Source organism: Telluria sp. ZB4P36 (assembly GCF_059685865.1).
This window is the reverse complement of the sequence record NZ_JCASIE010000007.1, coordinates 16,503-43,231: the sequence shown is the minus strand read 5'-3', so window position 1 is coordinate 43,231 and position 26,729 is coordinate 16,503. Positions and strand designations below refer to the sequence as shown.

The following is a 26,729-nucleotide window of genomic DNA, read 5'->3' as shown; positions in this document are numbered from 1 at the left end:
ATCTTGTCACTGCCAGGGTGTGGTGCCGGGAGCCGGGGCGCCCTTGTGGGCGTCCCGGCTTGCCATGCGGGGGAGGATCAGAACTTGACGTTCACGGTCGCGCGCACGGTGCGCGGATCGCCGTAGAAAGCCGTGATGGTGTTGAAGAAGCCGGAGAAGTTGTAACCGGCGGTCTTGTAGCGGCGGTCGGTCAGATTACGGCCGTGCAGGCCGACCTGGACCTTGCGGTCGCTGCTGGTCCACACCAGGCTCGCATCCCACAATGCGTAGCCGTCCTGCGCCAGCATCAGGTTGCCCGGGACGGTCGCATTGAGGCTGGCGACGCCGGTAGGACGGGCAATCTCGGTCTGGTACACCTTGCTCTTGTACGAAGCGGAATTCATCAGGCTCATCGAACCCGAACGGCCCATGACGGTCATTGGCCAGTCATAGTTCAGGGCGATGTTGCCCGAATTCTTCGGCGTATTCTGGAACTCGACGCTGCCCGCGATGTTAACCAGGTTGGCGCCGCTGGCCACGATCCATTCCTTGTACTCGGCGTCGATGTGGCTGTACATCGCGCTCAGGTTCAGGTTGTTCGTGAGGTAGGCGACCGCTTCCAGCTCCAGGCCCTTGATCTTGGCTTTGCCGGCGTTCGTCAGGCTGCCGGCGAAGCCGTTCACTTGGCCGCTGGCGTTGAAGGTCGGGATCGAGCCCGGGATCTGCACGTTCTTGTAGTCGGTATAGAAGACCGCGCCATTGGTCTGCAGGCGTCCGCCGTTCATCGACGACTTCACGCCCAGCTCGATGCTGCTGACTTCTTCGGGCGCCACGCCCTGGCGCTTGGCGAGCGAAACCACGCTGGTCGGGCCGCCGGTGGCGAGCAGGTCCATGCGCGGGTCGAACATGCCACCCTTGAAGCCTTTCGACCAGGTGGTGTACAGGTTGTGTTCGGGCGCGAACTTCCAGCCGAAGCCGAGTTTCGGGGTGAATTTCTTGTCGGTGCGCTGCAGTTGGTCCTTGCCGAGGTCGGTATTCGGCGCACCGGCGGCGATCGCGCCCGCGTTGCCGAGGCGCGGCGAGCCGGCCAGGCCGAGGTAGGTGCGCTTGAAGATCTCGGCGCGGCGCTCGTCTTCGGTGAAGCGGCCGCCGACGCTCACGTTGAAGGTATCGGTCAGACTGTAGCTGGCGTCGGCGAACACCGCCCAGGTCTTGGAATCGATGTCGTCGTGGGTCAGCAGCGACAGACCGCCTGCGGCGTTGTACAGCACGTCGAAGTCGTTGTAAGCGTTGGTCCTCATGAAGAACACGCCGGCCACGCCCTGCAGCTTGCTCCCGGTGTAAGTCAGCTGGAATTCCTGGCTGGCCTGGTTGTCCTTGTAGAAGGACGGCGCTTCCCATAGCGGCTGTTCGAGCGAATCGAAGTCGATCGGGGCATAAGACTTCGACTTACGGTAGGCTGTGATCGACTTGACCGACAGGGTCGGGTCGATCGTGTATTCGGCCAGCAGCGAGCTGCCCTCGGTGGTGACCTGCTGATTGTGGCCCCGTACCGAATACAGGTTGGCGCGGGTATCGTATTCACCCGCGGCAGGCTGGATATTCCCGGGCGCTGGTCCCAGGGTCAGGCGCTGGCCCTGGCGCGCTTCGGAATCGTCGCGGGTCTTGTCGGTCGCGAAGCGGATGAAGAGGTCGCTGTTCGGCGTGAATTCGAGGCTGACGCGGCCTGCCAGCACGTCCTTGTTGTAGTTCTCGCGGCCGTTCAGGATGTTGCGGCCGAAACCGTCGCGATTGAAGGTGCCGATGGTGGCGCCGATACGCAACGTGTCGGAGATCGGCGTGCTTCCCTTCAGCACCAGGTTTTTCTCGCTGTAGTTGCCGAGCGTGAGCTTGGCATCGAAGGTGGGCGTTGGCGCCAGCTTGCGGGTCACATACTTGACCGCGCCTCCGATGGTGTTGCGGCCATACAGGGTGCCTTGCGGGCCGCGCAGCACTTCGATGCGCTCGAGGTCGTAGATGTCGGTGAGGGCGCCCTGTGGACGGGCCAGGTAGATGTCGTCCAGGTAGATGCCGACGCCTTGCTCGTAGCCGGCAACCGGATCCTGCTGGCCCACGCCGCGAATGAAGGCGGTCAGTGTGGTGTTGGTACCGCGCGAGGCTTTCAGGGTAGTGTTCGGGGTGATGTCGGCGATGGCGGTGAGGTCGGGAAGCGCACGCTTTTCCAGCTCGGCGCCGGAGATCGCGGTCACCGCGCCCGGCACGTCCTGGATCAGCTCGGCGCGGCGACGAGCGGTCACGACAACCTTGCTGATGTCTTCGGTCGACGTGGCGGCGACGGTTCCGCTGGCGGTGTCGGTGTTTTCCTGCGCCAGGACCACTCCCATCGGAGCCCCATAAATGGCCAGCAGGACAGCGGTGGAAATGGCGGAACGATTCAACAGCTGCAGGTTCTTTTTGGTAAGACGCATCGATGTCTCCTAATTTTTTGATTGCGGCATGCGTTCAGGTTTTTCGCATGGTCAGCAGTGTGCCTTGCCTGGGTTTGGTTAGATAGTCAACAATCGCCCACCCCTTTGTGCAAAAATGCACAGCTCGCTGCACCGCCGCTGTGCGTGTCCTGACGGGGGAGGGAATGCAGAACGCACCGTTTGTGCGCTGCCGCATTGAAAAAGCTTCAAATGATTGCAGGGGCAATGTGCACTAGTGCACAATATGTCATCTTGATATCGAACAAGTGGCCTGATGAATACGCTGCCCGAGTGGACCGACCTGCGTTTCTTCCTGGAGCTGGCGCGCGCCGGCACCCTGTCGGGCGCTTCGCGCCGGCTGGAAGTGGAGCACACGACCGTGGCGCGCCGCATCGACCGTCTCGAGGCGCAGCTCGGCTCGACCCTGTTCGACCGTTCGCGCGAAGGTTATGAACTGACCGAGGTTGGGCAGGCATTGCTGCCGCATGCCGAGGCGATGGAAGGCGCGGCGCTGGCGGCGGCCGAACAGATCGGCGGGGCCGAGGTCGCCGCGCACGGCGTGGTGCGGCTGGGCGTGCCGGAAGTGTTCGGGGTGCGGGTGGTGGCGCCGCTGCTGGCCACGCTGCTGGAGCAGAACCCCGACCTCTCGATCGACCTGCTGGCCCTGCCCAGCTTCGCCAACCTGGCCAACCGCGAGGCCGATCTCGGCGTCACCATGGACGCCCCGACCACCGGCCGCTACATGGTGACCCGGCTGGCCTCCTTTCACTTCTACCTGTATGCTTCGCCGGACTACCTGGCCAGGCGCCCACCGATCCGCACCCAGGCCGACCTGGCCGGCCATGACTTCGTCGATTACGTCCAGGACCGGCTGGCCAGCCGCGAGCTGTCCTACCTGAACGAGCTGGGCTTCACGCCGCGGCGGCGCATGTGCTGCTCGGGCATGACCGCCCAGCTCGAGGCCGCCTCGCTGGGCATGGGTTTGATGATGGCCCCGCCCTACGCGGTGCCGGACAACGGCCGGCTGGTGCGGGTGCTGCCCGGCTTCCAGGCCGAGCGCGCCTTTTGGCTGGCGGCGCCGACCGACCTGTACCGGCTGCGGCGGGTCAAGGTCGTGTGGGACCTGCTGCGCGAATGCGCGGAAAGCCATCCCGATCTGTTCGTGTAGGGGGGGCGATCCCCGTCGCGTTGCCGCCGACCGGCTGCGGATACGCTGCCGGGGCCGAGGCCCCGGCAGGAAGCCTAGCGCCTGCCGATGGCGCGTCGCACCGGACTAGAACGCAGGGCCAAGAGTGCGCCAATTCCCAGCAAGAGCATGGCGATGCTGTCCGGTTCCGGCACCATCGAGACCTGCACGTTGTCGATGACCAGATCGGCACTGGCGGACAGCCGCAGTTCGCTCAACCCGTTCCACTCCGCCAGCTGCAGGGTGGCCAGCTCGCCCAGCGCCAGCATGGTGTTGAGCTGGGTGTCGCCGCCGAAGATGCCGACCAGGCTGAGTGTCGCCGGCATGCCCGGGTCAAACAGGCCTGCGTCCACGCCAGAGAAGTTGAACAGGGTTCCATCCGCCGCGCTGAGGGTGATGGAGTTCCCGCCGAACAGCACCAGCCCGCCCGACCCGCCAGTGCCGAGGCCGTCGATCGTGAGGAATCCGGCGGCATCGCCCCTGAGCGCGAAGCCCGCCTCGCCGTAGGTAGCCTGGCCGGTGCCGTTATCGATCTCGATCAGGCCTGGCGTATTGAAGTCGATCGTGGCGGCGCTGGCCGGCGCTGCGCCCATGGCCAGCATCGCGGCCAGCATACACAGTAATTTTCGCATTGTCGTTTCTCCGTTCGGACAGGATTATTGGGCGCCTGGGAGCGGCGTGTTCAGGTAGGGGAAGCCGGTCAGGAAAGGCTGGGCCGCCTGGTCGACTGCATCGTGCAGCTTGAATGCGGTCACGCCCAGGGGAACCTTGGCGGGGTTGCATTCGGCACCGAAACCGAAAGCGTTGTTGTTCCCGTTTGCCACGCACAGGCCGCCCATTGCCGCGATCAGCGAGATGTCGACCACATCATCCTTGGGACGGCGTCCGTTCGGGTAGCCGGCATTGTCCGAACCGCCGGCAAGTGCATTGCCCACAATGCCAAGCCGATTCTGTTGGGCGAAGGGCACGGCGGGGATCGCCGTGTTCAGGCGCAGCATTTCAGATGGCGTCACGTTGACCGGCCGGTTGACGTTCGGTATGCCCGTCAGGAAGGTGGTCACCAGGTCCTGGCGCGGCAGGTTGCTCGGAGAGGCGCTGCCTGCGGCGAGTCCCAGCGCGATCTCGACTATCCGCGGCAAGGTCGGGTTCGTGACGTAGGCGGCGAACTGGGCATCGTTCCGCGGCAGAGAGCTGTTGAATCGGTCCTTGTCGCGCAGGCCGATGACGACTTCGTTCACGAGCGGCATGCCGAGCCGCGATACCTGTACAAAGGCACCACCGTAGCTGACAGTCGTCTGGTAGCCCGGTGGAGGGTTTGGATTGACGAGCTGGCTCTGGCGGACGCTCGCCGAAGCCCACACCCCGATCACCGGGTCGGCGGTGCGCGTGGAGAGCAGGCAGCTCTTGTGGACCTCGAGCGCCAGCGACGTGATGTTCTTCCTTGCCAGCGGGTTCGGAGCGGCGTTGATCTTGGACGGGTCGGTAATGACCGACAGCGGTACATTCAGCAGGTCGAAAATCGTCCCGACGTTGACGGCGAACCCTTCCTGACGCTGTCCAACGAACATCCGGGCCGGTGTCGAGCAGCCGGGAATCGTGACGGGATAGACATGCCGGGCCGCATAGGCCGCGTAGTCCGGGATCGTCTTGGTGCCGATATTGTCGACCGGCTTGTCGAAGGTCGTCGCGCCGGTGCCGACGCGCGAAACGCTTGCCGGCAGGCCGCTGCGGCGGTCGCCGCGAATCAGGGTCAGGGTGAATCTTTCATTGACATTCAGCGAGCTTGCATTCGGCTCGCTTACCGGTCCTGAAGCCGGGAAAGCGATCGGCACGGTTTGGTTGCCAATTGGCAAAGCGATCGACCGGAGGACGTTCTGGAACTTGAACTGGAAGGTCAGGTCTTCCTGGGCATCCCCGTTATTGTCGACATGGATCTCGTAAATCGCGTTGGGATCCATCTTGAAATATTCCGGCGCGCCATACGCATCCTGCAAAGGCTGGTAATTGGCAATCAGAGTGACATAGCCGGAACGCCCGTTCTCATAGCTGTTGAAGGCATAGACGTCCGTGTTGTCGACCTTGGGCTGGCTGGTGATGAATGGCGCTTCGCGATGGCTCGATGCATTCGCCGGAATGACGGCCAGCATGGCGAGTACCGGACAGCTTAGCGAGGCCAGGACATTTCGAAGATGAACCCGACGTTTCAACTGCGTGACCATGTTAATTCTCCTCTGAATAATATTTAGAATCAGAAATCAATTAAGCACATGCATCTGCCAGCGAGAACGTTAATGTCAACTTCGAAATGCTGAATTTGGCAAGCTAACGTGGAATTATTCTACAGCGCTTAGTTTCGTGCACAATTCAATCAAATCGGAATGGGCGAATATACGACGGCCATTAGTCACCCTGTGTGTAAGCATAAAAATATTTCTATAATTAAAGAAATGCGTGGTTGAATTTAATCTGAGTATATTGCCTACGAGATTGTGCTTTTGCGGTGAACATGCGCCTTATCTGGTACGCGGGATTCCGGCGAACGGATTCAAAAATGAGAAATCATTGAGTATGTTCCAGCCGGTGAATAACTGATGGCTCGAATGCGTGGCTGGTGGCCGTGATGAGGCTTCTGAAATTGCCAATGCTGTCGGCTTGCTTGCCGACATGCCGAGTAGGACGTATCCTCGCCAGACTCGGCCACTTTCAGGGAATCCATGCGCAACCGCATCAGCGACGACATAACCTTCCGCAAGCTCGAGGTCCTGCTCGCCTACATGGAAGGCGGCAACCTGAACGCCGCCGCGCGCATGCTCGACATCAGCGCGGTGAGCGTGCACCGGGCCCTGCATTCGCTGGAAGAGGCGATGAGCTGCCAGCTGTTCAGCCTGCAGGGACGCAACCTGATCCCGAACGAGGCGGCGCAAGTGCTGGCCGGCGTCAGCCGCGACGTGATCCGGCTGATGGCGGACGGGATCGCCGCCACCCGCTCGGCGGCCGGCTATTCGGCCGACCACCTCAAGATCGGCTCGCTGTATTCTCTGACCACCGGGATCATCCCGAACGTCATCATCGGCATCAAGCTGCGCAAGCAGGAGCTCGAGACCGAGCTGGTGCTCGGCTCGAACGACGACCTGCTGCACAAGCTCAAGCAGAATGCGATCGACGCCGCCCTGATCGCCGTGCCCGACCCGGATCCTGACGTCGAATCGATCCCCCTGTTCGAGGACGAGGTGTTCTTCGCCGCGCCGAACGGCTCGCCCTATGCCGGCATGAGCGAGGTCGACCTGCGCGATTGCGCCAATGAAAAATTCGTCTGCCTGCGCGACGGCTTCGTCACCTTCGGCGGCTTCCAGGAAGCCTTCCGCATCGCCGGCTTCGCGCCCGCCATCGTCACCCGGGTGGGCGACATCTTCTCACTGATGAACCTGGTGGCGGCGGGTATCGGCTATACCTTGCTGCCGGGCCGGGTGCGCGATGCCTTCGGCGACAAGGTGCAGCTGATTCCCCTGAAGCCCGACTACCGCATGCGCCAGACCATCGGCCTGAGCTTCCTGCGCGTACGCGAACGCGACCCGAACCTGCTGGCGCTGGCGGCGGTTTGCCGCATGCTCAAGCACGGATCGGCTTGAAGCTCGATGGGTTACGTTTACGGCGAATAGTTCCGCTCAAAGTAAACATCGGACGGCGAGCCTAATTGATCGCATCCGGATTCAGGACTACCTTTACGTCTCACACTAGATAATAAAAGAGCATGCCCGGCACGGCGGTCCACCGGCGGCAGGGCATGCATTCGGAGACGTATCACCAGCGGTTCCGCACCATACCGGCGCCGCGTCTTGAAGGAGCAAGCCGTGTCCTCTCACATGATCGCAATCTGCGTCCTGGCCCTGATGTTCGTCCTGGCTACCGCGTTGCCCATCAACATGGGCGTCATCGCCTTCGTCGGCGCCTTCCTCGTCGGCTCGGTCGTCGCCGGCATGCAGGCCAAGGCCATCATGGCCGGGTTTCCCGCCGAACTCTTCCTGACCCTGGTCGGGATCACCTTCCTGTTCGCCCAGGCCCAGAACAACGGCACCATCGACTGGCTGGTCCGGCTCGCGGTGCGCGCCGTGGGCGGGCGCATCGCCGCCATTCCCTGGGTGATGTTCGCCATCACCGCGCTGCTGACCTCGGTCGGCGCGGTCAGCCCGGCGGCGGTGGCGATCGTCGCCCCGATCGCGCTCGGCTTCGCCGCCAAGTACAACATCAATCCCCTGATGATGGGCATGATGGTGGTCCACGGCGCCCAGGGCGGCGGCTTCTCGCCGATCAGCATCTACGGCGGCATCACCAACAAGGTGGTGCTGGAGGCCGGGCTGCCGATCTCCCCGCTGACCACCGCCTTCACCAGCCTGGGCGTCAACCTGGCCGTCTCGGCGCTGCTGTTCTTCGCCTTCGGCGGCATGAAGCTGATGCGCCAGCAGGCGCCGAAGTCGGGCTCCTTCGAGGGCCTGCCGGTGCCGCCCTTCGGTGCCCAGGTGGCCGTCGCGGCACAGGGTCCGCAAATCTATGGCGATGCCGAGAACGAAGCGGCCAGCGAAGAGCGGCTGACCGCCCAGCGCTCCAGTGCCGCGCTGAACGGAACCGACCCTGCAGGGGGAGCGGCGGGGGCGGGCGCGGTTGCGGGCCTGCCCCAGGGCAGCCTGCACCAAGGCCCGACTTTCCACCAGGTCTTCACCGTGGTCGGCCTGGTCGCCCTGGCCGTGCTGACCCTGCTGTACAAGCTCGACATCGGCTTCGTCGCCATCAGCATCGGCCTCCTGATCTCGATCCTGTCGCCGCAGGTGCAGAAGCGCGCCATCGGCCAGGTCTCCTGGCCCGAGATCATGCTGATCGTCGGCGTCAGCACCTATGTCGGCGTGATGCAGAAGATGGGCACCATCACCTGGGTCGGCGACAGCGTCGCCAGCCTGACCTCGCCGTTGATGGTGGCCTTGCTGCTGCTGTTCGTGGGCGCCATCGTGTCGGCCTTCGCGTCCTCGACGGCGGTGCTGGGCTCCCTGATCCCGCTGGCCGTGCCTTTCCTGGCCTCCGGCACCGGGGTCGACCCGATCGGCTTCATCGCCGCGATGGCGGTCGCCTCCACCATCGTCGACGTCAGCCCGTTCTCGACCAACGGCGCGCTGGTGCTGGCCAGTGCCCAGCACATCGACCGCGACGTATTCCTGCGACAGCTGATGATCTATGGCGGTATCGTCACCCTGGTCGCGCCGGTCGTGGTGTGGCTGCTGTTCGTGGTGATGTAAGTCCCGCGTTTCAACCCTGGGAGAAGACATGAATGAAGTTGAAGGCCGCTGGACCACCCAGCAACGCAACCGCGGCGAGCGCCTGGCGCGGGCCCGGGCGGCGCTCGGCCCGGCCCTGAGCGGCAAGGTGGTGGCCGCGTCGCACATCGTCGACCTCCTGCACGCGGTGCTGGAGCCGGGCGACCGCGTCTGCCTGGAAGGGAACAACCAGAAGCAGGCCGATTTCCTCGGCAACGCCCTCACCAAGGTCGATCCGGCACGCGTCAATAACCTGCACATGCTGCTGTCGGTGCTGTCGCTGCCCGAGCACCTCGACGTGTTCGAAAAGGGCATCGGCTCGCGTCTCGACTTCTCCTTCTCCGGGCCGCAGGCAGGGCGCCTGGCCAAGCTGGCCCAGTCCGGCAAGCTGAACATCGGGGCGATCCACACCTACCTGGAGCTGTTCGCGCGCTACTTCGTCGACCTGACCCCGCGCGTGGCGCTGGTGGCGGCCGAGATGGCCGACCGCGAGGGCAATCTGTACACCGGCCCGAACACCGAGGACACGCCCGCCATCGTCGAGGCCACCGCCTTCAAGAGCGGCATCGTGATCGCCCAGGTCAACCAGGTGGTCGACAAGCTGCCGCGGGTCGACATCCCGTCCGGCTGGGTCGAGTACGTGGTGCAGTCGCCTACGCCCTACTACATCGAGCCGCTGTTCACGCGCGACCCGGCCCAGATCTCGGAAATCCAGGTCTTGATGGCGATGATGGCAATCAAGGGCATCTATGCGGAGTACGAAGTCGAGCGCCTGAACCACGGCATCGGCTTCGACACCGCCGCCATCGAGCTGCTGCTGCCGACCTACGCCGCCTCGCTCGGCCTGAAGGGCAAGATCGCCCGCCACTGGGCGCTGAATCCACACCCGGCCCTGATCCCGGCGATCGAGGCCGGCTTCGTCGAATCGGTGCATTCCTTCGGCTCCGAGTTGGGCATGGAGAACTATATCCGTGCCCGTCCCGACGTCTTCTTCGTCGGCCCGGACGGCTCGATGCGCAGCAACCGCGCCTTCTCGCAGGCGGCCGGCCACTATGCCTGCGACATGTTCATCGGCTCGACCCTGCAGATCGATTTGCAGGGCAACTCCTCGACCGCGACCCTGGGCCGCATCTCCGGCTTCGGCGGCGCCCCGAACATGGGCGCCGATGCGCGCGGACGGCGCCACCCGAGCGCGGCCTGGCTCAAGGCCGGCCGCCAGGCGCGCGAAGGGCGCAACACCATCCCGCGCGGGCAAAAGCTGGTGGTGCAGATGGTCGAGACCTTCCGCGAACACATGGCGCCGGCCTTCGTCGAAAGGCTGGACGCCTGGCAGCTGGCCGAACAGGCCGGCATGGCGATCCCGCCGGTGATGATCTACGGCGACGACGTCACCCACATCCTCACCGAAGAGGGCATCGCCAACCTGCTGCTGTGCCGCAGCGACGAAGAACGCGAACAGGCGATCCGCGGCGTGGCCGGCTACACGCCGGTGGGCATGGGCCGCGACAAGCGCATGGTCGAAAACCTGCGCGACCGCGGCATCATCCGCCGCGCCGAAGACCTCGGCATCGACAAGCGCATGGCCACCCGCGACCTGCTGGCCGCCAAGAACATGAAAGGCCTGGTGCGCGCATCCGGCGGGCTGTACGATCCGCCGAAACGCTTCAGGAACTGGTAGTCAAGGAACAAGGAGTCCTATGGAAACGCTTCAATACAGGTTCGAGGGCGGCACCCGGCCCCTGGCCGGCATGCCCCAGCTGGTCGGCGTGGTCGGCTCGGGCAACCTCGAGGTCCTGATCGAGCCGGCGCCGCTGAACGGCGCCTGCGACATCGAGGTGCGCACCGCCGCCGTCGGCTTCGGCGCCACCTGGCAGGCCGTGATGGCCGACTTCCATCAGCGCTGGAGCCTGGCGGACGCGCGCATCTGCATCAACGACATGGGCGCGACGCCGGCCGTGGTCAGCCTGCGACTCGACCAGGCGGTCGAGTCGCTGACGGGAGGATTGCCATGAGCAGCTACCAGGAACTGACGGCGCGCCAGCGCATTCCGGCCATCTTCGATGCCGGCAGCTTCGAGGAATTCCTGCCGCCCAGTGCGCGTGTCGCCAGTCCGCACCTGGCCCAGCTCGATGCGCCCGTGTCCTTCGATGACGGCGTGGTGGTCGGACGCGCGCGCCTGGACGGCCGGCTGGTGTTCGGCGCGGCCCAGGAGGGTGGCTTCATGGGCGGCGCGGTGGGCGAAGTGCACGGCGCCAAGCTGGTCGGCATGCTGCGGCGCGCGGTCGACGAAAAGGCCGATGCGGTGCTGCTGCTGCTCGAATCGGGCGGGGTCCGCCTGCACGAAGCGAATGCCGGCCTGATCGCAGTGTCGGAAGTGATGCGCGCCATGCTGGATGCGCGCGAGGCCGGCATCCCGGTGGTGGCGATCGTCGGCGGCGCCAACGGCTGCTTCGGCGGCATGGGCATCTCGGCCCGCTGCGCCAATACGGTGATCATGTCGGAAGAAGGACGGCTGGCGATGTCCGGCCCCGAAGTGATCGAGACCGCCAGCGGCGTCGAGGAATTCGACTCGCGCGACCGCGCCCTGGTCTGGCGCACTACCGGCGGCAAGCACCGCTACCTGATGGGCGACTGCCAGGTGCTGGTGCCCGACGACACGGCGGCCTTCCGCGCCGCCGCCATCGGGGCCATCGACGCGATCCGCACTGCGGGTAGCCGCCTGACCCTCGACGACCTGCTGGCCGAGCAGGACATGCTGGCGCGCCGCATCGAACTCGCCGAGGGCTTGGCCGAACCGGTCGAGGTCTGGGCCAAGCTCGGCATCCCGGATGCGGCCGGCGTGCCGATGCTCGACGCCGTCGCCTTCCTGGAACTGGCGGCGCTGCACCGCATGGAACAGCGCAAGGGAGAACGATGATGGAATGGCAGACACTGGCAGCGCAGCTGTTCCCGGGCGGTTTTCAGATCGGCGAGCGCGACAATTTCCTGTCCGGCAGTGCCCAGGTCGAGGGCCGGACGGTCGACGTGATCGGCACCACCGGCCACGTCCCGATCGGCATCGAGATCGCGCTGGCCCAGGCCCGGGCGATCCTGAAGACGGTGCAGGACCATCCGGGCCGCCCGATCCTGATCCTGGTCGACACCGTCGGCCAGCGCCTGCGCCACCGCGACGAGATGTTGGGCATCAACAGCTACATGGCCCATCTCGGCAAGTGCGTGGACCTGGCGCGGCGCAAGGGACATACCGTGGTCGGCCTGGTGTACGACCAGGCCCTGTCGGGCGGCTTCATCACGAGCGGCCTGATCGCCAGCGCCTGCTTTGCACTGCCGGAGGCCACCATCCGCGTGATGGGGCTGCCGGCGATGGCGCGCATCACCAAGGTGCCGGAAGAGCGCCTGACCGAGCTGGCCAGGGACAACCCGGTGTTCGCGCCGGGTCCGGAGAACTACCTGCGCATGGGCGGCCTGCACGGCATCTGGGAGCAGGACCTGGCGGGCGAACTGGCGCGGGCGCTGGATGCCAGCCCCGTGGAAGACGTGCGCATGGCGCTGGGCCGCGAACGCGGCGGGCGCCTGATGGCACAGCCGGTCGCGGAAGCGGTCAGGACGGGCAGCCATGTTCGCCCGTCATGATCTGGTCTGGCTGAGCAGCCGCGGCTGGGACCGGGTGCGCGCCGCCGCGCCGCTGGAAGCGGTCGACGCGCTCGACCTGTGGCGCGAGGGCGGCTGGCCGGCGGTCGTGCGGCGCGCGGAGACCGATCTCCTGCCCGGCGAAGTGGCGATCGGCTTCGCGCTGCCGCCGCGCCGCGCCGCTGCAGGAAGGAATCTCAAAGGCGAAGGCAAACTGCGGGTCGGCTGCCGCGTCGAGCTGTCCGACGTCACGCGTCGCACCCGCGCCTTGCCGCTGGTCGGCGCACTCGATGCGGTGCCGCCGGAATGGCATCAAGCACTGGCGGCGCTCGAATCCGAGGCCGCCGAGGCCGGCATCGGGCTGGCCGTGTATGGCTCGGTGGCGCTGGAGGCGCTCACCGGCCAGCCCTACCTGACGCCGGCATCCGACATCGACCTGCTGCTGCGCCCCCTGAGCCGCGCGCAGCTGATGGCGGGCCTGGAGCTGCTGGCCCGGCATGCCGCCGTGCTGCCGCTCGACGGTGAAGTGGTGTTCGGGGACGGGCGTGCGGTGGCCTGGAAAGAACTGCGCGCCGCCTTCGACAGCGCGGCGGGCACGCGGGTGCTGGCGAAGGGCCTGGAGCGCATCGCCCTGGTCACGCCGGACGAACTGATAGCGACGCTGGAGGGACAGGCATGGCTGAACTGATCGCGGTACGGCCGGCCGCGCGCCTGGGTAGGCGCCCGGCGCCAAGCGTGGCCGCTACCGACACGCCGTTCTGCCGCCAGCTGGCGCGCCTCGCGGTGCGCAGCCTGTATGCGGAACTGGTGCTGTATCCGAAGCCGGGACTGGTATCGCTGGTCGACAACGGCAGCCACGCAGACATGGATGCGGCCACCTTCATGCGCAGCATGTTCGCGCTGCGCCGCTACTTCTTCGACATCGCCCGCGCCGGCATGGAGGACGCGCCTTTCCACGTGCTCAAGGGGCTGGGCATAGCCGCGGAAGCGCGGATGATGCGCGCCACGGGCGGCATCAATACCCACCGCGGCGCGATCTTCTGCCTCGGCCTGCTGTGCGCGGCGATCGGCCGCTGCCGGGCCAAGGGCACGGTCTTGCGGCCCGCCGCCATCCAGGCCACCTTGTTGATTTGCTGGGGCAGGGAGCTCGGCGCGCACAGCGGCGACGTGGAGGTGCAGTCGCACGGAACTGAAGCGCGCGAACGTTATGCCGCCAGCGGCGCACGCGAGGAAGGCGCGCGCGGCTTCCCGTCCGTGTTCGGCGTCGGCCTGCCGGCCCTGCGGCGCGCCCTGGCGGCAGGCCTCGGCCTGCGCCGCGCCCGCATCGACGCGCTGTTCGCCCTGATGGCCCACATCAGCGACACCAACGTCTACCACCGCGGCGGCGCTGGCGGCGCGCAGGCGGTGCGGCGCCAGGCACGCGCCTTCATCGCGCGCGGCGGCAGCGCGGCGCCGGACTGGGAAGCGCGCGCGCTGGCCTGCCACCGCGGCTTTGTCGCGGCGCGCCTGTCGCCCGGCGGCGCCGCCGACCTGCTGGGCGCGGTGTGCCTGCTGCAGTCGGTGTGCGGAGGGCTGGAATAGCATGGCCGGCCGGCTCGTGATCCTGTGTCCCGGCCAGGGTGCCCAGCACCCGGCCATGTTCGACATGGCGCGCAGCGATCCGGCGGCAAGCCGGATGCTCGACGGGTGCTTCGACGATCCCATGCTCGCGGGGCTGCTCGGCGCCGCCCTGGAAGGACCGGAGCGCTTCGCCAACCGGGTAGCCCAGCCCTCGATCGTGGCGGCCACGCTGGCCATGTGGACCGCGTTGGGCGAGCTGCCGTCGCCGCCCGCGCTGGTGGCCGGCTACAGCATCGGCGAACTTTCCGCGTACGGCGTCGCGGGTGCGCTCGATCCCCTTGACGCGGTCAGGCTGGCCGCCGGGCGCGCACGCATGATGGACGCCTGCCTGGCGGACGGGCCGCGCCAGGGCATGGTGGCGCTGTCCGGTTTGCCGCCCGGGACCGTGGAAACGCTGCTGCAGCGCTTCGGCTTTTACCCGGCGATCCTCACCGGCGACGACGCCCTGGTGGCCGGCGGACCTGCCGGGGAAGGCGAAGGACTTGCCGAAGCCGCGGCCGCGGCGGGCGGCAAGGCCACCGTGCTGCCGGTCGAGGTGGCCTCGCACACGCCGCTGCTGCGGGGCGCGGTGGCGCCGTTTGCCGCGCTGCTGGCAGACCAGCATTGGTCAGCCTTCCGTTACCCGGTGTTGTCCGGCATCTCGGCCGAACCCGTGCACGATGGCGCGCGTGCAATGGCAGACTTGCCACGCCAGATCGCCGAGCCGATCCGCTGGAAAGATTGCATGGATTCCTGCGCGGAAGCCGGCGCGACGGTAGCGCTCGAGCTAGGCCCGGGCGCGGCGCTGTCGCGCATGTTGCAGGCGCGCCACCCGCAGATCGCTTGCCGTTCCGTTGCTGAATTCCGTACGCTGGACGGGATACGCTCCTGGCTAGGGAGGAGTCTCGAATAACATTCACCAGACGCATGTCTGGTATTGCAGATGGGAATTGGAAATTCACCCGACTCGCCTATATAACGGTGTCATGGGATCGCATTGCGATCTGAACCGTAACAAGGAGTCGCACATGAAGAGTTTCCTGAACACCGCTACCCGCGTGCTGCTGGCCGCCGCCAACAGCCGCGCCATCAACGTCCTGCGCAAGCAGGCTGAACTGGCCAAGCCTTTCCACGTCGAGTTTCGCTCGAACGCGGGCGGCTGGAACTAAGCCGCACTCACATACATCGTCGGCGCGCCGCCCAAGCGGCGCGGCTGGCCAGCAAAGGGTCGGATTCGTGACGAGCGAATCCGGCCCTTTTGCATGCCGAAAACGCGCGTCTTAGACCCGGTTGTTCAGGTCTTTCGTTATAGGTAGCTTGCGAGGTGCAAGCCCGCGATTCTAGCTGTCCGGCCATGGCGAGAAATGCGCGAAATCTCTCCTGCGTGGGTTTGAACAGTTGACGGAGAATTTGCGCAGAACTGCTTCAATTTATTCAATTCGCAGCGGTTGTTCGCAAATCAGCCGGGCTCGATCAGCTCGCAGTGAACCTTCCCGGGGATCGAGCGGTCTGATGGAATATGACCAATTTACCCGCCATGCCGGCATGAATGTGAGGGAAATCCAATGTTCGTTGCCCACCGCATCAGGCTCGATCCGAACAACGTACAGGGCACGTACCTAGCGCGCGCGGCCGGCACTGCACGGTTCGCCTACAACTGGGCGCTGGCCGAGTGGCAGCGGCAGTACGAGGCGTGCAAGGTCGACCCGTCGCTGCCCAAGCCGAATGAGGCTGCACTGCGGCGCCAACTGAATGCCGTTAAGCGCCAGCAATTCCCATGGATGCTCGAGGTGACCAAGAACGCCCCCCAGCTGGCGATCATGCAGCTGGGCCTGGCCTTCAAGAACTTCTTTGCCCGGCGGGCACGCTACCCGCGGTTCCGCAGGAAAGGACAGCACGACCGTTTTACGCTCAGCAACGACCGGTTCCAGGTCGAGGTAGGAGATTCTGGATCCCCAAACTCGGGTGGGTGCCTATGCGTGAGGCCCTGCGCTTGACGGGCAGGATCGTTTCGGCCACCGTCTCACGCACTGCGGATCACTGGTACGCCAGCATCACCGTCGATACTCCTGACCTATCCCTTCCGCCAGCTGAGAACCAAGGCGCGGTCGGGGTCGACCTGGGTGTGTCGTCGCTGGCGACGCTGTCGACGGGAGAGACGATTGCAGGCCCGAAGGCGCTGCGCTCAATGCTGGGGCGCCTGCGCCGCCTGTCGCGCAGCCTGTCACGCAAGGTCAAGAACTCGCGCAACCGGCACAAAGCGAAGATGAAACTGGCAAGGCTGCATGCCAGGATCGCCAGCGTGCGGCGCGAGGGCCTGCACCAGCTCACCACCAGCATCACGCGACGCTTCCATACGATCGGCATTGAGGACCTGCATGTAAAAGGCATGCTGGCCAACAGGAGGTTGTCACGCGCCATCGCCGACATGGGTTCCTATGAGTTCCGGCGCCAGCTGGAATACAAGGCAGCCTGGCGTGGTGCGCAGGTGGTCGTGGCGGACCGCTGGTACCCGAGCAGCAAACTATGCTGCAGCTGCGCGCATCGGCTCGACACACTCGGACTGGACGTCCGGCACTGGACCTGTCCGGGCTGCGGCGCGAAACACGACCGCGACGTGAATGCGGCCATCAACCTGAAAGATTTGGCGGTGAGTTCCACCGCGTCCGCCTGTGGAGGGGAAGGCGCTGGCCTGGCGCGCAAGCGCGAGGCGAAACCGGCCCCGGTGAAGCAGGAATCCAGCGCAAAGTTAAGTATGGAATAGCTTTGCATAAGTCTGGAGGAACGGAATTGGTGATGAAACAATGGAAGCAAGCGGTATATACTCATTCGCCTGCCGTCCCGATCACAAGCAAGACCAGAGGAGAACCCGAATAGGATGGACCACATGATCCGACACTTCCAGCCGGCCGACCGCGACGCCGTCAACCGCGTGGCGCGCGCCGCCTTCGACCAGTATGCGCACGACTACGAGGACTGGCCCACGTTCAGCGAGCGCCTCGCGCGCATGGCGGACCTGGCCGGCCAGGCTGACCTGATCGTGGCCGAGATCGACGGAGAGGTGGCCGGCGCGGTCGTGCATGTCGGGCCGGGCAAGCCGAGAAGTGCGATCTTCCCCGACGACTGGTCGCTCATCCGGATGCTGGTGGTCGACCCTGCCCACCGCGGCCGCGGCATCGGGCCGCAACTGGTGGCCGCCTGCCTGCGCTGCGCCATCCGCGACGGCGCGCCGGCGGTCGGCCTGCACACCAGCCCCATCATGGCGCCGGCGCTGCGCCTCTACACCCGCCTGGGCTTCACGCGCGACCGCGACCTCGATCCGATCCACGGCGTACCCTATGGCCGCTACGTGCTGCCGGCCGGCGGCCTGCAGGCGGCGCTCAGCCAGTTGACGGGCTAGCGGAGCGGAAGGGGTTGCGCTCGTTCAGCTCATCCATGTAGTCGTCGATCCCGCCTTTCTCGCGCTCCAGGAAGCGTTCGATCGCATCGGCAAACGAAGGATGCGCCAGCCAGTGCGCCGACCAGGTGCGGGTCGGCAGGAAGCCGCGCGCCATCTTGTGCTCGCCCTGGGCGCCGCCCTCGAAGGCCTCGATGCCCTGTTCGATGCAGAACTCGAGCGGCTGGTAATAGGCTGCCTCGAAGTGCAGGCAGGGCACGTGTTCCAGTTCGCCCCAGTAGCGCCCGAACAGCGTGGTCTCGTTATGGATCACCAGCGAGGCCGCGATGTCGCGCCCCGCGCGCGAGGCGATGACGAGCAGGATGTTGTCCGGCATGGCCGTACCGATGCGCCGGAAGAAATCCAGGTTCAGGTAGGGCGTCGAGTGATGCGCTTGGTAGGTGTGGCGGTAGCAGCGGTTGAACAGCACCCAGTCGCTGTCCAGCGCATCGCGCCCACGCACACGGCGTAAAGTGACTCCCGCTTCCCGCACTTTCCTCCGCTCGGCGCGGATGTTCTTGCGCTTCTTCTGCTCGAGCGTGGCCAGGAACTCGTCGAAGCTGGCATAGCCCTGGTTCAGCCAGTGGAACTGGACGCCGCTGCGCAGCATGAAGCCGGCTTCCCGCAGCTGGTGGGCGTGCTCCTCGGGCGGGAACAGCACATGGGTCGAGGACACGTCGGCCGCGGCTTGCGTGGCCACCAGCACCTCGATCAGCGCCGCCCGCGCTGCGGCGTCGACCGCCATCAGGCGCGGCCCCGCGACCGGCGTGAACGGGATCGCGGACAGCAGCTTGGGGTAATAGTCGAGGCCGTGCCGCTGGTAGGCATCGGCCCAGGCCCAGTCGAACACGTACTCGCCATAGGAGTGGCCCTTGACGTAGAGGGGCAGGGCGGCGGCCAGCTCCTCGCCGTCGTACAGAACGATGTACTGCGGCTGCCAGCCCGTTCCCGGCACCGCGCTGCCGGATTCGTGCAGCGCGTGCAGGAAGGCGTAGGACAGGAAGGGAGTCGGATTGTCCTGCGCGTTCACCAGGCCGTCCCAGCGCTCCCTGCCAATCTCGGACAGAGAGGAAACGATATGCGTGCGATAATTCAAAATGTCTTCCGTCGCTAAAAAGATCCACCCATGAACCAGCGATTCTTCAACCTCTACACCCACCACTTCGCCCGCGTCGCGGTGGCCATCCCGCGCTGCCGCATCGCCGACCCGGCCTTCAACGTCGAGCAGACCCTGGCCCTGGCGCGCCAGGCCGCCGACGGGGGCGCCGTGCTGGCGGCCTTTCCGGAGCTGGGCATCTCGGCCTACAGCTGCGACGACCTGTTCCACCAGCGCGCCTTGCTCGACGCCTGCCTCGACGGCCTGGCCAGGATCATCGAGGCCTCGACAGCCTTGCCGCTGGCGCTGGTCGTCGGCCTGCCGCTGAAGGTCAACCACCAGCTCTTCAACTGCGCCGTGGTGGTGGCGAATGGCCGCGTGCTGGGCGTGGTGCCCAAGAGTTTCCTGCCTAATTATGGCGAGTTTTACGAATCCCGGCAGTTCAGTGCGGCCGATTGCGCGGCAGTCGACCAGATCGAGCTGTTCGGCGCGGTCGTGCCCTTCGGCCCGGCCCTGCTGTTCGAGATCGAGAACCTGCCGCTGTTCCGCTTCCACGTCGAGATCTGCGAAGACGTCTGGGTGCCGATCCCGCCGTCCTCGTTTGCCGCCATGGCCGGCGCCACGGTGCTGGTCAACCTGTCGGCCTCGAACGTCGTCGTGGGGAAAAGCGGCTACCGCCACCAGCTGGTCAGCCAGCAGTCGGCACGCTGCCTCGCAGCCTACCTGTACACCTCGGCCGGCCGCGGCGAATCGACCAACGACATGGCCTGGGACGGCCAGTCGCTGATCTACGAAAAGGGCGAGCTGCTGGCCGAGTCGGAACGCTTCAGCGACGACTCGCACGTGATCTTCGCCGACGTCGACCTCGACCGCCTGTCGAACGAGCGCATGCACGCCACCACCTTCGCGCAATCGGTGCGCCGCCATGCGGACGAGGTGTCGAAGTTCCGCCTGGTTCAGTTCCAGCTCGAGCTGCCCTTGGCCCGCGAGATGCCGCTGGCGCGCACGGTCGAACGCTTCCCCTACGTGCCGGCCGACGCCGCGCGCCGCGACGAGCGCTGCCTCGAGGTGTACAACATCCAGGTGCAGGCCCTGATCCAGCGCCTGTCGAGCACCGGCATCAAGAAGGTCGTCATCGGCGTCTCGGGCGGGCTGGACTCGACCCATGCGCTGCTGGTCTGCGCGCGGGCCATGGACCGCCTCGGCCTGCCGCGCACCAACATCCTCGCTTATACGATGCCGGGCTTCGCCACCAGTGAACGTACGCTCAAGCAAGCGAACGACCTGATGGCAGTAGTGGGCTGCAGCGCCCAGCTGATCGACATCCGCCCGAGCTGCATCCAGATGCTCAAGGACCTCGGCCACCCCTACGTGGAAGGCAAGGCGGAATACGACATCACCTTCGAGAACGTGCAGGCGGGCGAGCGCACCAACCACCTGTTCCGCCTCGCGAACTTCCACAACGCGATCGTGATCGGCACCGGCGACCTGTCCGAGCTGGCCCTGGGCTGGTGCACCTACGGCGTGGGCGACCACATGTCGCACTACAACGTCAACGCCAGCGTGCCCAAGACCCTGATCTCCTACCTGGTGCGCTGGGTGGCGGAGACCGGCGCGGTGGTCGAGAATGGCGCCGACGTGCTGCTCAAGATCCTCGACACCGAGATCAGCCCCGAGCTGGTGCCGGGCGCGGACAAGGACGGCAAGCCGGCCCAGATCACCGAGAACACCATCGGCCCCTACGAGCTGCAGGATTTTAATTTGTACTACACGCTGCGCTACGGCTTCAAGCCGAGCAAGGTGGCCTTCCTCTCCTGGAGTGCCTGGCACGACCGCGAGCAGGGCAGGTGGCCGAACGCGGCCAACGTACGCAACCAGTACGAGCTGGCTGCGATCAAGAAGAACCTGGGCATCTTCCTGTGGCGCTTTTTCAAGACCAGCCAGTTCAAGCGCACCTGCGTGCCGAACGGGCCGAAGATCGGCAACGGCGGCTCGCTGTCCCCGCGCGGCGACTGGCGCGCACCGTCGGATTCCGAAGCGACCGTGTGGATGGACGACCTCAAGAATATTCCGGACTAACCGGGGCGCGTAGCCCCCTGTTTTTTAGAGAGACAAGAACATGAAACAGATTACCTGCGTGATCAAACCCTTCAAACTCGACGAAGTGCGCGAAGCGCTGGCCGAGGTCAACGTGACCGGCCTGACCGTCACCGAAGTGAAGGGCTTCGGCCGCCAGAAGGGCCACACCGAACTGTATCGCGGCGCCGAATACGTGGTGGACTTCCTGCCGAAGGTGAAGATCGAGGTGGTGGTCGATGACGCCATGGCGGACGGCGTGGTCGACGCCATCATCAAGGCGGCCCGCACCGGCAAGATCGGCGACGGCAAGATCTTCGTGCAGAACGTCGAGCAGGTGATCCGTATCCGTACCGGCGAGACCGGGGCGGACGCGGTGTAAAGGCAGGACAGCGCGGCTGGGGCCTCAGCGCCCCATCCGCAGATCGAACTTCCAGGTCAGCAGCCGCAGCCCGCTGATGAACAGGGCGCTCGACCACAGTGCGAAGTCGGGCTCGACGCCGTACTTGCCCATCAGGAGGTACAGCCAGTTCCCGAGGAAGGCGCAGATCGCATAGGGCTTCCCGTCGCGGAAGACCATCGGCACCTCGTTGCACACGATATCGCGCAGCACGCCGCCGAAGATCCCGGTGATCACCCCCATCATCGAGGCAATGAAGATCGGCATGCCGGCTGCCAGCGCCGCGGACACGCCGGCCACCGAGAACAGGCCCAGTCCGACCGCGTCGGCGATCACGATCAGGCGCTCCGACACGATCTGGCGCAGGGTGCGGATCAGGGGCGAGGCCACCAGCGCCAGCACGAAGATCAGGATCGCGTATTCCTGGTGGATGACCCAGAACAGCGGCCGGCGGTCGAGCAGGATGTCGCGCAGGGTACCGCCGCCGAAAGCGGTGATGAAGGCTACCGTGAAGACACCCACCAGGTCCATGCGCTTGCGCCGGGCTTCGATGAAGCCCGAGAAGGCGCCGACCAGGATCGCCATGATTTCGATGAACTTGATAAGGGTCATGCAGTAATGAAGAGCGGGGACTGTTGCTAGACTACCATGCCGCTCTGCATTTACGGTAGGGCAGACGTCAGGTGTCGCCCTGCAGCGGCAAGCGCACCGAGAAGATCACCTCGTTGCCCTCGTGGCGATAAGCGATCTCGCCATGGTGCTCGCGCACGATCTGCTGCGCGATGTACAGGCCCAGCCTCCCGCTGCCGGCATTCACCATGGCCGCTTCGTCGCAGGTGAGCTGGAACGGGATCGTCGGGTAGGCCACGCGCGCCTCGTCCATCAGGTCTTCCACCAGTGCGGTCAGGTCGACCGGTGTCGGCGATCGCGCGCGATAGGCGCACGTTGGGGAGCATGCTCTTCACGTTCAAGTCCTCGATCACGACCGCTTGGTTTTCGCGGCAGAGACGGGTAGTGAGCTTGTGGAGGAAATCGTGGCGCACCCGCGCGATGCGCGCGTGCAGGCGCGCCAGTGCCTTTCCTGCCGTGGTCCGGTTGTGCGACACCGGCGGCCGCGCGCCCTTCGGGATCCGGCCCGCGATCCCGGCGGCAACCTTGGCACTCTCCAGCTTGCGCGACAGGCGGCGACTGCGAATGCGCACACGGCGCAGCGCCGCCCTACTCGAGCAGAGCGGGGCGTAGCAGCACGATCAGCGCACCGTGGCCGCCATCTTTCTTTCCAGCAACGCAGAAGGCGACGACTTCGCTCTTCTGCACCAGCCAGCTGTGGACGATCCCGCGCAGCACCGGCTGGCCCTGGGGCGAGCCGTAGCCGATGCCGTGCACGATGCGCACACAACGGACGCCGCGCCGGTTGGCGCGCTGCAGGAAATCGGTGAGGGCGTCGCGCGCCTCGTCGCGGTTCATGCCGTGCAGGTCGAGCTCGTCCTGCACCGGCCAGTGGCGCCTGCGCAGCTTGCGCACCACGTCCGGGCCGACGCCGTCCTGGGCGTAGCTCAGGGAAGGGTCCTCGTCGAGCAGGCCCTCGACGTCGAACAGGTCCGACAGCGATTCGCGCAGGACGGCTTCGACTTCTTCTTCCTCGGTGCGCGGGGTGCGGTCCTTGAAGACGCGGTCGGAGGCCACGTAGACCGGGCGGTAGACGTAGCGGTCCGATTCCGGCAGCTTGTGCACGCCTTCCATCGCGCCGCGGAACTCCACGGCGCGTTCGCGGGCAAGACGCTCGCGCTTCTCGCGCTCGGCCTTCTCGATGGCGCGCAGGCGCTCGTCTTCCTTGAGCTTGTCGCGCAAGCCCTTCAGTTCGGAAAAGTCTTTCATCCCCGCCATCGATGTCCCTTATGCCGGCGAGTCTTCCAGCGCCTCCAGGTAGCGCTGCGCGTCGAGCGCGGCCATGCAGCCGGTGCCCGAGCTGGTGATCGCCTGGCGGTAGATATGGTCCTGCACGTCGCCGGCCGCGAACACGCCCGGCACGCTGGTGGCGGTCGCCATGCCATCAAGGCCCGACTTGGTCCGGATGTAGCCGTTCTGCATCTCGAGCTGGCCTTCGAAGATGCCGGTGTTGGGCTTGTGGCCGATCGCCACGAACAGGCCGTGCACGCTCAGGTCCTTGGACTCGCCGCCGGCGGTCGACTTGATGCGCAGGCCGGTCACGCCGCTGTTGTCGCCCAGGACTTCGTCCAGGGTGTGGTTCAGCTCCAACACGATCTTGCCTTCGCCGACCTTGTGCATCAGGCGGTCGACCAGGATCGGCTCGGCGCGGAACTTGTCGCGGCGGTGGATCAACGTGACCTTGGAGGCGATGCCGGCCAAATACAGTGCTTCCTCGACCGCGGTATTGCCGCCGCCGATGACCGCCACCTCCTGGTTGCGGTAGAAGAAACCGTCACAGGTGGCGCACGCCGACACGCCCTTGCCCATGAAGGCCTGTTCCGAGGGCAGGCCGAGGTACTGGGCGGAGGCGCCCGTGGCGATGATCAGGGCGTCGCAGGTGTATTCATGGGCGTCGCCGACCAGGCGGATCGGTTTTTCTTCTAGGAATGTCGTGTGGATGTGGTCGAACACGATCTCGGTGTTGAAGCGTTCCGCATGCTGCAGCAGGCGCTGCATCAGTTCCGGACCCTGCACGCCCAGCGGGTCGCCCGGCCAGTTCTCGACATCGGTCGTGGTCATCAGCTGGCCGCCCTGTTCGACGCCGGTCACCAGCATCGGGCTCAGGTTGGCGCGCGCGGCGTAGACGGCTGCGCTGTAGCCGGCAGGACCGGAACCGAGAATCAGGACTTTGGCGTGTTTGGAAGTAGTCATGGAAGGCTTCAAGAAAGATGGATCGTCAGATGAACAGACGGAAACTGGGGACGGGTAGCACAGGAATCAAGACCCGTTTGCAACATGAGATTATAGACGATGATGCACCGGAGCATGAATCGTAGGCCAGCCCAGCCGTTAATGGCTTAGAATGAGCGGATCGTCGATAGTGATTACTTCAGCAGTACCCAGCATGAGCAAGAATAGCCAAGCCAGCACCTCAGGATATACCCGCACCGCACAAACCACGCGGGCCGCCCGCCAGCCCCTGCCTGGCCGGCTGTCGCGCCTCCTGTCGGAAGCGCGCTGGATGGCCATGGCCGTGGCCTTCCTGTATTTCGTGCTTATATTATTAAGTTACAACAAGGGCGACCCGGGCTGGTCGCATGCCAACGCCGTCCCCAAGATCGCCAACCTGGGCGGCAAGGCCGGCGCCTGGCTGTCCGACCTGCTGCTGTTCATCTTCGGCTTCTCGGCCTGGTGGTGGGGCGTGATCTTCCTGCGCGGGGTCTGGAAGGGCTGGCGCCGCCTGACCAACCGGCTCGAGCCGGACGAGGCCGACCTGCCGCATGCCGGCGAGATGTACGTGCGCTGGACCGGCTTCGCCATCATGCTGGCCGGCAGCCTGGGCCTCGAATACCTGCGCCTGTGGTCCTGGAACGTCGAGCTGCCGCGCGCCGCCGGCGGGGTGCTGGGCCAGCTGATCGGCCATTCGGCCCACGTCGCCTTCGGTTTCACCGGCGCGACCTTGCTGCTCCTGCTGCTGTTCGGCCTGGGCTTCTCGCTGTTCTTCCAGGTGTCCTGGCTGGCCGTGGCCGAGCGCATCGGCGAGTCGGTCGAGAACAGCATCGACTGGTTCCGCCTGCGCATGGAAGACCACGAAGACCGCAAGCAGGGCGAAGCCGCGGCCGTCAAGCGCGACGAACTGGTGGTCAACGAGCGCCAGAAATACACCGAGAAGCATCCGGCCCCGCCGCAGATCGTCAAGGCCGAGCCGGTGCTCGAGTCGCGTCCGGAGCCGCGTCCGGAGCCCGTGATTCTGCCGCCGTCGACGCCGGCCTCGCTCGCCATGCCCGCACCGTCGCCGGTGGCGAGCGCCGCGTCCTCGATCAAGATCGAGCCGCAGATGACCAGCGTGCCGAAATCCGAGCGCGCCCAGAAGGAAATGCAGACCCCGCTGTTCCACGAGCTGGCCGGCGATTCGCCGCTGCCGCCGCTGGCGCTGCTGGACGAGGCGCCGCCGGCCCAGGAAACCGTGGCCGTCGAAACCCTGGAATTCACCAGCCGCCTGATCGAGAAGAAGCTGTCCGACTTCGGCGTCGAAGCCAAGGTGGTCGCCGCCTATCCGGGCCCGGTCGTGACCCGCTACGAGATCGAGCCGGCCACCGGCGTCAAGGGCAGCCAGATCGTCAACCTGGCGCGCGACCTGGCGCGTTCGCTGTCCCTGACCTCGATCCGTGTGGTCGAGACCATCCCGGGCAAGAACTACATGGCGCTCGAGCTGCCGAACCCGAAGCGCCAGATCGTGCGCCTGTCGGAGATCGTCGGCTCCAAGGTGTATGGCGACAGCGCTTCGGCCCTGACCGTCGCCCTGGGCAAGGACATCGCCGGCAAGCCGGTCTGCGCCGACCTGGCCAAGATGCCCCACCTGCTGGTGGCGGGTACCACCGGTTCGGGTAAATCGGTCGGCATCAACGCCACCATCCTGTCGCTCCTGTATAAATCCGACCCGGCCGACGTGCGCCTGATCCTGATCGACCCGAAGATGCTGGAGATGTCGGTGTACGAAGGCATCCCGCACCTGCTGGCGCCGGTCGTGACCGACATGCGCCAGGCCGGCCACGCCCTGAACTGGGCGGTGAACGAGATGGAGCGCCGCTACAAGCTGATGTCCAAGCTGGGCGTGCGTAACCTGGCCGGCTACAACGGCAAGATCATGGAAGCGGCCAAGCGAGAAGAACACATCCCGAACCCGTTCTCGATCATGCCGGACAATCCCGAGCCGCTCGAGAAGCTGCCGACCATCGTCATCATCATCGACGAGCTGGCCGACCTGATGATGGTCGTCGGTAAGAAGGTGGAAGAACTGATCGCCCGTATCGCCCAGAAGGCGCGTGCGGCCGGCATCCACCTGATTCTGGCCACCCAGCGTCCGTCGGTCGACGTCATCACCGGCCTGATCAAGGCGAACATCCCGACCCGGATCGCCTTCCAGGTCTCGTCGAAGATCGACTCGCGCACGATTCTCGACCAGATGGGCGCCGAGACCCTGCTGGGCATGGGCGACATGCTCTACATGCCGCCGGGGACCGGCCTGCCGATCCGCGTGCACGGCGCCTTCGTCTCGGACGACGAAGTGCATCGAGTTGTAAAACATCTGCAGTCGCTGGGCGAACCAAATTATATTGAAGGCATTCTCGAAGGCGGCACGCTGGAAGAGGGCAATGCAGAGGGCATCCCGGCGGGCGAGGGCGGCGGCGAGTCCGACGCCCTGTACGACCAGGCCGTGGCCGTGGTGCTCAAGAACCGCAAGGCCTCGATCTCGCTGGTCCAGCGCCACCTGCGCATCGGCTACAACCGCGCTGCCCGCCTGATCGAGCAAATGGAGCAGAACGGCATGGTGTCGCCGATGCAGTCGAACGGCAACCGCGACATTCTCGTGCCTGCCACGACCGCCGAATAAGAGGAATGCAC

25 protein-coding genes and 1 pseudogene are annotated in these 26,729 nt (G+C 65.7%); 17 read left to right on the top strand and 9 right to left on the bottom strand.

Translation table 11 applies throughout. From position 1 onward, the window contains the following. Nucleotides 1-77: 77 nt before the first annotated feature. The gene (locus tag AC56LK_RS11710) at nt 78-2,447 is read right to left on the bottom strand and encodes a TonB-dependent receptor (RefSeq protein ID WP_497184686.1); all 2,370 of its coding nucleotides are present in this window, start codon (nt 2,445-2,447) and stop codon (nt 78-80) included. A gap of 274 nt (nt 2,448-2,721) precedes the next feature. On the opposite strand from AC56LK_RS11710, the gene AC56LK_RS11705 reads away from it, so the two are divergent. Continuing rightward, nucleotides 2,722-3,615 (top strand): LysR family transcriptional regulator, encoded by an 894-nt coding sequence (locus AC56LK_RS11705; RefSeq protein ID WP_497184685.1) that lies wholly within the window; start codon nt 2,722-2,724, stop codon nt 3,613-3,615. A 74-nt stretch (nt 3,616-3,689) separates the two neighbouring features. Here AC56LK_RS11705 and AC56LK_RS11700 read toward each other — a convergent pair whose 3' ends face one another. Continuing rightward, the gene (locus tag AC56LK_RS11700) at nt 3,690-4,265 is read right to left on the bottom strand and encodes a PEP-CTERM sorting domain-containing protein (RefSeq protein ID WP_497184684.1); all 576 of its coding nucleotides are present in this window, start codon (nt 4,263-4,265) and stop codon (nt 3,690-3,692) included. A gap of 24 nt (nt 4,266-4,289) precedes the next feature. Then, entirely contained in the window at nt 4,290-5,852 is a 1,563-nt protein-coding gene (locus AC56LK_RS11695; RefSeq protein WP_497184683.1) for a DUF4331 domain-containing protein, read from the bottom strand. Between the two features lie 495 nt (nt 5,853-6,347). On the opposite strand from AC56LK_RS11695, the gene AC56LK_RS11690 reads away from it, so the two are divergent. From AC56LK_RS11690 to AC56LK_RS11630, 13 genes are all read left to right on the top strand, one after another. Then, nucleotides 6,348-7,262 carry a LysR family transcriptional regulator gene (locus AC56LK_RS11690; RefSeq protein ID WP_497184682.1) on the top strand — a complete coding sequence of 305 codons (915 nt, stop codon included), beginning with the start codon at nt 6,348-6,350 and terminating at the stop codon, nt 7,260-7,262. 222 nt (nt 7,263-7,484) lie between these two features. Then, nucleotides 7,485-8,918, top strand: coding sequence for an SLC13 family permease (locus AC56LK_RS11685; protein ID WP_497184681.1), 1,434 nt, complete (start codon nt 7,485-7,487; stop codon nt 8,916-8,918). Between the two features lie 28 nt (nt 8,919-8,946). Next, complete coding sequence (gene mdcA / locus AC56LK_RS11680; protein WP_497184680.1) at nt 8,947-10,614, top strand: malonate decarboxylase subunit alpha; 1,668 nt, start codon at nt 8,947-8,949, stop codon at nt 10,612-10,614. Nucleotides 10,615-10,633: 19 nt separating this feature from the next. Continuing rightward, on the top strand, nt 10,634-10,948 hold the full coding sequence (gene mdcC, locus AC56LK_RS11675) for a malonate decarboxylase acyl carrier protein (protein ID WP_497184679.1): 315 nt from the start codon (nt 10,634-10,636) through the stop codon (nt 10,946-10,948). Then, nucleotides 10,945-11,853 carry a biotin-independent malonate decarboxylase subunit beta gene (locus tag AC56LK_RS11670; protein ID WP_497184678.1) on the top strand — a complete coding sequence of 303 codons (909 nt, stop codon included), beginning with the start codon at nt 10,945-10,947 and terminating at the stop codon, nt 11,851-11,853. Before mdcC ends, AC56LK_RS11670 begins: the two co-directional genes overlap by 4 nt. Next, nucleotides 11,853-12,569 carry a biotin-independent malonate decarboxylase subunit gamma gene (locus AC56LK_RS11665; protein WP_497184677.1) on the top strand — a complete coding sequence of 239 codons (717 nt, stop codon included), beginning with the start codon at nt 11,853-11,855 and terminating at the stop codon, nt 12,567-12,569. The genes AC56LK_RS11670 and AC56LK_RS11665 overlap by 1 nt, the downstream gene beginning before the upstream one ends. Next, nucleotides 12,553-13,254 carry a malonate decarboxylase holo-[acyl-carrier-protein] synthase gene (mdcG, locus tag AC56LK_RS11660; RefSeq protein ID WP_497184676.1) on the top strand — a complete coding sequence of 234 codons (702 nt, stop codon included), beginning with the start codon at nt 12,553-12,555 and terminating at the stop codon, nt 13,252-13,254. Before AC56LK_RS11665 ends, mdcG begins: the two co-directional genes overlap by 17 nt. Next, complete coding sequence (gene mdcB, locus AC56LK_RS11655; protein WP_497184675.1) at nt 13,242-14,147, top strand: triphosphoribosyl-dephospho-CoA synthase MdcB; 906 nt, start codon at nt 13,242-13,244, stop codon at nt 14,145-14,147. Before mdcG ends, mdcB begins: the two co-directional genes overlap by 13 nt. 1 nt (nt 14,148) lies before the next feature. Beyond that, nucleotides 14,149-15,078, top strand: a complete 930-nt coding sequence (locus tag AC56LK_RS11650; RefSeq protein WP_497184674.1) for an ACP S-malonyltransferase — start codon at nt 14,149-14,151, stop codon at nt 15,076-15,078. Nucleotides 15,079-15,193: 115 nt separating this feature from the next. Beyond that, nucleotides 15,194-15,334, top strand: coding sequence for a hypothetical protein (locus AC56LK_RS11645; protein ID WP_497184673.1), 141 nt, complete (start codon nt 15,194-15,196; stop codon nt 15,332-15,334). A gap of 396 nt (nt 15,335-15,730) precedes the next feature. Next, nucleotides 15,731-16,162 (top strand): helix-turn-helix domain-containing protein, encoded by a 432-nt coding sequence (locus tag AC56LK_RS11640; protein ID WP_497184672.1) that lies wholly within the window; start codon nt 15,731-15,733, stop codon nt 16,160-16,162. Further along, nucleotides 16,141-16,929 carry an RNA-guided endonuclease InsQ/TnpB family protein gene (locus tag AC56LK_RS11635; protein ID WP_497184671.1) on the top strand — a complete coding sequence of 263 codons (789 nt, stop codon included), beginning with the start codon at nt 16,141-16,143 and terminating at the stop codon, nt 16,927-16,929. The genes AC56LK_RS11640 and AC56LK_RS11635 overlap by 22 nt, the downstream gene beginning before the upstream one ends. A gap of 123 nt (nt 16,930-17,052) precedes the next feature. Then, nucleotides 17,053-17,565 (top strand): GNAT family N-acetyltransferase, encoded by a 513-nt coding sequence (locus AC56LK_RS11630; protein ID WP_497184670.1) that lies wholly within the window; start codon nt 17,053-17,055, stop codon nt 17,563-17,565. Here the strand turns inward: AC56LK_RS11630 and AC56LK_RS11625 are convergent. Beyond that, the gene (locus AC56LK_RS11625; protein ID WP_497184669.1) at nt 17,546-18,697 is read right to left on the bottom strand and encodes a GNAT family N-acetyltransferase; all 1,152 of its coding nucleotides are present in this window, start codon (nt 18,695-18,697) and stop codon (nt 17,546-17,548) included. The genes AC56LK_RS11630 and AC56LK_RS11625 overlap by 20 nt on opposite strands. A 30-nt stretch (nt 18,698-18,727) precedes the next feature. Between AC56LK_RS11625 and AC56LK_RS11620 the strand changes: the two genes are divergently transcribed. Further along, nucleotides 18,728-20,776, top strand: coding sequence for an NAD(+) synthase (locus tag AC56LK_RS11620; RefSeq protein ID WP_497184668.1), 2,049 nt, complete (start codon nt 18,728-18,730; stop codon nt 20,774-20,776). A 40-nt stretch (nt 20,777-20,816) separates the two neighbouring features. Further along, nucleotides 20,817-21,155: a P-II family nitrogen regulator gene (locus AC56LK_RS11615; RefSeq protein ID WP_036250489.1), complete on the top strand. Its 339-nt coding sequence runs from the start codon at nt 20,817-20,819 to the stop codon at nt 21,153-21,155. Between the two features lie 24 nt (nt 21,156-21,179). On the opposite strand, the gene AC56LK_RS11610 is transcribed toward AC56LK_RS11615, so the two are convergent. The 5 genes and pseudogenes from AC56LK_RS11610 to trxB form a co-directional block, all read right to left on the bottom strand. Then, nucleotides 21,180-21,785, bottom strand: a complete 606-nt coding sequence (locus AC56LK_RS11610; RefSeq protein ID WP_497184667.1) for a trimeric intracellular cation channel family protein — start codon at nt 21,783-21,785, stop codon at nt 21,180-21,182. Between the two features lie 67 nt (nt 21,786-21,852). Beyond that, on the bottom strand, nt 21,853-22,068 hold the full coding sequence (locus AC56LK_RS11605; RefSeq protein ID WP_497184835.1) for a hypothetical protein: 216 nt from the start codon (nt 22,066-22,068) through the stop codon (nt 21,853-21,855). A 67-nt stretch (nt 22,069-22,135) separates the two neighbouring features. After that, nucleotides 22,136-22,279: pseudogene (locus tag AC56LK_RS11600) on the bottom strand (transposase); the annotation flags it as partial. A 112-nt stretch (nt 22,280-22,391) separates the two neighbouring features. Then, the gene (locus AC56LK_RS11595; RefSeq protein ID WP_497184666.1) at nt 22,392-23,060 is read right to left on the bottom strand and encodes a Smr/MutS family protein; all 669 of its coding nucleotides are present in this window, start codon (nt 23,058-23,060) and stop codon (nt 22,392-22,394) included. A gap of 9 nt (nt 23,061-23,069) precedes the next feature. Further along, on the bottom strand, nt 23,070-24,035 hold the full coding sequence (trxB, locus tag AC56LK_RS11590; RefSeq protein ID WP_497184665.1) for a thioredoxin-disulfide reductase: 966 nt from the start codon (nt 24,033-24,035) through the stop codon (nt 23,070-23,072). Between the two features lie 193 nt (nt 24,036-24,228). Here trxB and AC56LK_RS11585 point away from each other — a divergent pair, with 193 nt between their 5' ends. After that, nucleotides 24,229-26,718, top strand: coding sequence for a DNA translocase FtsK (locus AC56LK_RS11585; protein ID WP_497184664.1), 2,490 nt, complete (start codon nt 24,229-24,231; stop codon nt 26,716-26,718). Nucleotides 26,719-26,729: the final 11 nt, after the last annotated feature.